Origin of the sequence: Mycobacterium sp., from assembly GCF_052144515.1 — a bacterium.
Taxonomy (GTDB): domain Bacteria; phylum Actinomycetota; class Actinomycetes; order Mycobacteriales; family Mycobacteriaceae; genus Mycobacterium.
Genome location: NZ_JBKQQD010000276.1, coordinates 1 through 5,222, shown reverse-complemented (window position 1 = coordinate 5,222; position 5,222 = coordinate 1). Strand labels below are relative to the sequence as shown.

Here is a 5,222-nt window from a genome sequence, read left to right as displayed (position 1 = left end):
AACTTAGGAGGTAAGAGGTCACGATCATGGACAATGAGCCGTGCTGGAACACCATTGTCGCGCAGCAGACCATAATCAGCCTTAGCGACGATCCTCGGCAGTTCCACCAAGATCCGATGGTGGCGTTCACCCAAGACGCGTCCTCGGAGGCGAGGAACGCCACCGCCTTGGCGATGTCTGCTGGGGTTCCCAACCGGCCCAGATAGGTCTGCCGTAGCCCGGCTTGTATTGAGCTCTCTGTGAGCTGGGCGCTTACCGCCTCGGTCAGCACAACGCCGGGTCGGATGCCGTTCACGCGGATCCCCGACGGCCCGAGTTCGCGTGCGGCGCAGGCCACCAGCGTGTCCAGTGCCGCCTTGGTGACGTTGTAGGCGGGCATGAACTTGCTGGCCCGTAGCGCCTCCACGCTGGAGATCGCCACCATTGCGCCGCTCCCGCGGCCGCGCATGACAGGACTGGCGTGCTTGATGCACAGTGCGGTCCCGACGACGTTGACGTCATAGGCGATGTGCCACTGCGCTTTATCCAGCAGCTGCACGGGTCCGGGCCAACCCGTCCCGGCGTTGGCGACGAGCACATCCAGCCCGCCGGCCTCAGTGGCCGTCGCCACCGTGCGTTGGACCAGCTCCTCTTCGGTGACATCGCAGACCGCGGTGCGCACCGCGCCGCTCCCCGTGGCGTCGCGGAGTTCGGCGGCAGCCGATTCCAACACGTCACCGTCGGGGCCGGCGATAGTGACAGTGGCGCCGTGGGCGAGGAAATGCTGCGCGCAGCCCTTGCCGATGCCCGTGCCGCCGCCGGTTATGAGTACCGAACGGCCGTCGAAAGTGCTCATCGCATATCTCTCATCCCGATACGCCTCCATCGATGGTGATCAGTGATCCGGTGGTGTAGCTGGACGCGTCCGAAAGTAGGTAGACGGCCGCGCCCACAATCTCTTCAGGGCGTCCCACCCGGCCGAGCGCGATGGGTCGCACCACCTCGGGCAGCAGCTCAGAGTTGCGCACGAACCCAGCGGCGGCGTCTGTGTCGAAGGTGCCGCAGATGATGCCGTTGACTCGTATCGCGGCGGCTGCGTACTCGAGGGCGGCGGCTCTGGTCAGTGCGTTCAGACCGGCTTTTGCTGCCGAGTAAGTGGTAGCCACCGGCGTCGGTTTGACCGACGCCAGCGAGCTGATGTTGACGATAGAACCGCCACCAGTGGCCGTCATCGCTTGTGCGGCAAGGGCGGTCAGCCTGGTCGGCCCTTTCAGGTTGACGCCGACCACCTTGTCGAAGAGGGCTTCGGAGGTATCGACCAACGACGGTGCCAGCGGGCTCATTCCTGCGTTGTTGATCAGGCCGTCGAGGCGCCCCCACCTACCAGCGGCTGCTGCGACCACATGGTCGAGCGACGCCCAATCGCCGACATGGCAGGGCAGGGCAGCGGCTTCACCGCCGTGATCACGGATCTGTGCGGCCAATTGCTCGCAGGCGTCGATCTTGCGGCTTGCAATGACGACCCCGGCGCCGCGTTCGGCCAGACCCAGGCACATAGCCCGGCCCAGGCCGCGGCTGCCGCCGGTCACCAGGACCACCCGGTCGGCGACGGAGAACAGCGGATCGGTCACTGCGCGAACCGCCGTGCCCGCGAAAGCAATTGGTCCACCACGAATCCAAAGGATTCGTGGTGCGGATTGCGGGATTCGCCGCGCCGGTATCGCGTGTACGACGCTTCGAGCACAATCGCGAGCTTCCAGGCGCTGAACGCCTGGTACCAATCGAACTCGGACAGATCGCGCCCGGTGGCGGCCGCGTACCGCTGTGCAAGGTCGGCAGGGGACTGGCACTGGTCGGCGTCGATGCCGTTGGGGCTGCCTGGCGGTGCCAGCGCGATTAGGTTGTCTTCTTCAGGCCAGAAGGTCAGCGCCCACGCCAGGTCGATGAGCGGGTCACCGACTGTCGTCATCTCGAAGTCGACGACGCAGGCAACCCGGGGCGGTGCGTAGGCCGACCAGATCAGGTTGTCGAGTTTGTAGTCACCGTGCATGACGGTGAGCTCGCCGTGGCTCGGCAGATTCGCGGAAAGCCAGGTCGCGACCTCATCGACACCGTCAAGCTCGCGGGAACGGTAGGTCGCCAGCTGGGACATCCATCGGTCGACCTGGCGGGCGAGAAACCCCTCGGGACGCGATAACTCCGTCAACGCGGTGGACCGCCAGTCCACGTTGTGCAGCGCCACCAGGGTGTCGATCAACCCCCTACCGATGCCGTGATGCGAAGTAGGTTCTGCAGCAAGGCGTTCCGGCAGGCCGTTGCGGCGCACCACGTCGCCATCGACGTAGTTCATCATGAAAAACGGGGCACCCAGGATGCCCGGATCTTCTCCAATGGCCAGGATCGTCGGCACAGGGACGCCGGTGCCCGCAAGCGTTTCAATGATTCTGGCTTCGCGGATCACCTGGTGGGCGGTGTCGGACACCGCTGCCAGCGGAGCGCGCCGAACCACCCAGGATTGCCCGAGTCGTTCAACCCGGAACATCTCGCAACTTCCACCGCTGCGGATCGGTGACACTGCCACCTCTGCCGGTTCACCGGTCACCTCGGATAGCCAGTCGCGGAACCGCGGCACATCGAAGCCGGGTGCCGCCAGGGTCATGCGCCGGCCTCCAGGAGGTGGGCGAACCGTTCCTTCGCTATGGCCAGCCGGGTCGGCACATGCTCGCTGGGCCAGCCCTCGACGGCCCGGTAACGGGCGAGCTCACTCTTGGCGATGGTCACCTTGTGCACTTCGTTGGCGCCGTCGACTAGGCTGGCCATCCGCGCCATCCGGTACATGCGTTCCAACGGCATATCTGAGCTGTATCCGAGCGATCCGTGCACCTGCAGCGCACGGTCGACCACGTTGTGCACCACCTGCGCGTTGTAGACCTTGCACATCGCGATGTCGCTGCGGGCAGCGCGGTTGCCCTCGCGGTCGAACTTCCATGCCGCGCGCAGGGTCAGCAGCTTCGCGGTTTCCAGCTCGATGCGGGAGTCGGCGATGTATTGCTGCACCATCTGGTGACGCGTGTAGCTCTTACCGAACGAAGAACGTGACTGCGCCCGTTCACACATCATGTCGAAGGCCCGCTCGGCCTCGGCCAGCCACCGCGTCGCGTGATGCAGCCGTCCCGGCCCCAACCGCACCTGGGACAACACGAACCCATGACCGCGTGGTCCGATCAGATGGTCCTGCGGCACTCGGACGTCCTCGAGCAGCACCTCGGCATGGTTGCCGCGGCGACCGAACTCGACGTCGGGGTCGTGCATCGAAGGGATGTCCCGCAGAATTGTCAGACCCGGGGTGTCTTTCTCCACCACGATCATTGAGCACCGGAGATGGACCGGAGCATCGGGCTCGGTGACCACCATAAAGATGATGAAATCGGCGATCGAGGCGTTGGTGATCATCCATTTGCGTCCGTTGAGCACCCAGTGGTCGTCCTCGAGTATCGCGGTCGATTGGATCTGCGTCGGGTCGGTGCCCGCGACCCACGGCTCGGTGATGGCGAACGCGCTGCGGATCTTGCCGCTCAGGTTGGGCCACAACCACCGCTCTTTTTGCTGCTCTGTTCCACCTTCGGCGATCAGCTCGGCGTTGCCCGAGTCCGGCGCCATATTGCCGAACACCTCCATCGCTACGCCGACGCGTCCGGTGATCAGGTTCATCTGTGCCAATGGCAGCTGACCGAAGCCGTTGCCGCCCAGTTCTTTAGGGAGATGTACGGCCCACAGTCCCCGGTCTCGGACCTGCTGCTTGAGCGGTTCGAGTAACCGTGCGGCTTCCCCTGCCGACAGCTGGGGCAGCAATGGCTCAAGTGGCTGGACTTCTTCGGCGATGAAGCTGGTGATCCAGTCGAGGGTGGGCTGAAAATCCTGATCAGCGCAGAAGTCCCAGGCCATGCTCTTCTTTCGGGTCGCTACCGTGGTGTGGTTGCGGTCACTTAAGATAACCGCGTTTCCCGAAAGTATCAGCGCCCCGGAGAAAGGACAACATCCCAGAATTGCTGCGCCGCGACGGGCAATCCCCGACCGGTGTGTGTTCGCAATATGTCGAAGTCTCTGCGCCAAAGCGCCGAGCGGTCAGACAGGATCAAACCGTGGCTAAACCACTGCTGAGCGCCGAGGCGATCTATGACGAAGCGCTGCGAGTGCTGGCGACCGATGGCGCTGCCGGTTTGACGTTCCGCAACCTTTCCAACCGATTGCGGTGCTCGCCAAAGACCCTCTACCAGCAGGTCGGTAATCGCGACGCGCTCGTACGTGGAGTCGTAGCACGGGCTTTTGCCTCGATCGAGATCGACTTCTCGACCGATATGGGCTGGCAGGACAGCGTCCGCACGTGGTGCCTGGCGCTGCGGTCGGCGCTGACGGCACGCCCGGATCTGTGCAGTTTGATGACGACTGCCGACCGTGGCGTCGTCATCGGGTATGTGACGCAACTGATCCCCGTGCTGACCCGGCGCGGTTTCTCCAACGATGACGCCGTTCGGGCATGCGGCATCCTCGTGCACGTGACGCTCAGCATGACCCTGGCCGATATGGCCGCGCCCGGGCAGTGGGACGAGCCTGAAGTATTCGACACCACGATTCACTGGCTCATCGACGGCATGGAGGCGACAGCACGTGGCTAGCCTGGAACACGAGCAGCTCGTCGCGGCGCTCTCGGCCGTCGGCACAGTGCTCACACCGACGACGGCACCGTCAATAGAGGCGCTGCGGCAAATGCGCGAATCCGAGGCGAATGTGGCGTCGCAGCTCCCGATGGCACCACCGTGGAGCCGTGCCACTACGGCAACGTCGACTGTCTGCGCCTCGACGCCGGTCAACTCGGCCGAACGGCTATCTACTTCCACGGCGGCGGCTACGTCTACACCCGCGCCGCGGATGTACTTGGGGCGATCGCGGCGCTGGCGAGGCGTTGCGAACTGCAGGTGGTGGCACCGGAATATCGCCGGGCGCCCGAATCGCCTTTTCCCGCCGCTATCGACGATGCCGTCGCGGTCTACCGGGCACTGCTGGCCGAGGGCGTGGCCAACACCGACATCGTGATGGCGGGCGACTCCGCCGGCGGTGGCCTTGCACTGGCCTGCATCATTGCGGCCCGGCGGGCCGGGTTGCCAGTGCCCGCGGCCGGAATCGTGTTCTCGCCGTGGACGGATCTTGCAGTCGAAGGGTCGTCCGCGGATACCGCGGACGAC

The 5,222-nt window shown here is 64.8% G+C and carries 6 protein-coding genes; 2 read left to right on the top strand and 4 right to left on the bottom strand.

Translation table 11 applies throughout. The features are described 5' to 3' along the window. The 4 genes from ACLP9N_RS18060 to ACLP9N_RS18045 all read right to left on the bottom strand — a co-directional run. Window positions 1-835, bottom strand: an 835-nt coding sequence (locus ACLP9N_RS18060; RefSeq protein WP_442408702.1) for an SDR family NAD(P)-dependent oxidoreductase, incomplete at its 3' end; no start/stop codon positions are given. A 10-nt stretch (window positions 836-845) separates the two neighbouring features. Next, window positions 846-1,610 carry an SDR family NAD(P)-dependent oxidoreductase gene (locus tag ACLP9N_RS18055; RefSeq protein ID WP_442408701.1) on the bottom strand — a complete coding sequence of 255 codons (765 nt, stop codon included), beginning with the start codon at window positions 1,608-1,610 and terminating at the stop codon, window positions 846-848. Next, a complete protein-coding gene (locus ACLP9N_RS18050) occupies window positions 1,607-2,638 on the bottom strand; it encodes a phosphotransferase family protein (RefSeq protein WP_442408700.1) in 1,032 nt (343 codons plus the stop codon). The genes ACLP9N_RS18055 and ACLP9N_RS18050 overlap by 4 nt, the downstream gene beginning before the upstream one ends. Next, window positions 2,635-3,924, bottom strand: a complete 1,290-nt coding sequence (locus ACLP9N_RS18045) for an acyl-CoA dehydrogenase family protein (protein WP_442408699.1) — start codon at window positions 3,922-3,924, stop codon at window positions 2,635-2,637. The genes ACLP9N_RS18050 and ACLP9N_RS18045 overlap by 4 nt, the downstream gene beginning before the upstream one ends. 101 nt (window positions 3,925-4,025) lie before the next feature. On the opposite strand from ACLP9N_RS18045, the gene ACLP9N_RS18040 reads away from it, so the two are divergent. Together ACLP9N_RS18040 and ACLP9N_RS18035 are read left to right on the top strand one after the other, a co-directional pair. Further along, window positions 4,026-4,655 carry a TetR/AcrR family transcriptional regulator gene (locus ACLP9N_RS18040; RefSeq protein WP_442408698.1) on the top strand — a complete coding sequence of 210 codons (630 nt, stop codon included), beginning with the start codon at window positions 4,026-4,028 and terminating at the stop codon, window positions 4,653-4,655. Between the two features lie 141 nt (window positions 4,656-4,796). Further along, a partial coding sequence (locus tag ACLP9N_RS18035; protein ID WP_442408697.1) for an alpha/beta hydrolase fold domain-containing protein occupies window positions 4,797-5,222 on the top strand: 426 nt, incomplete at its 3' end.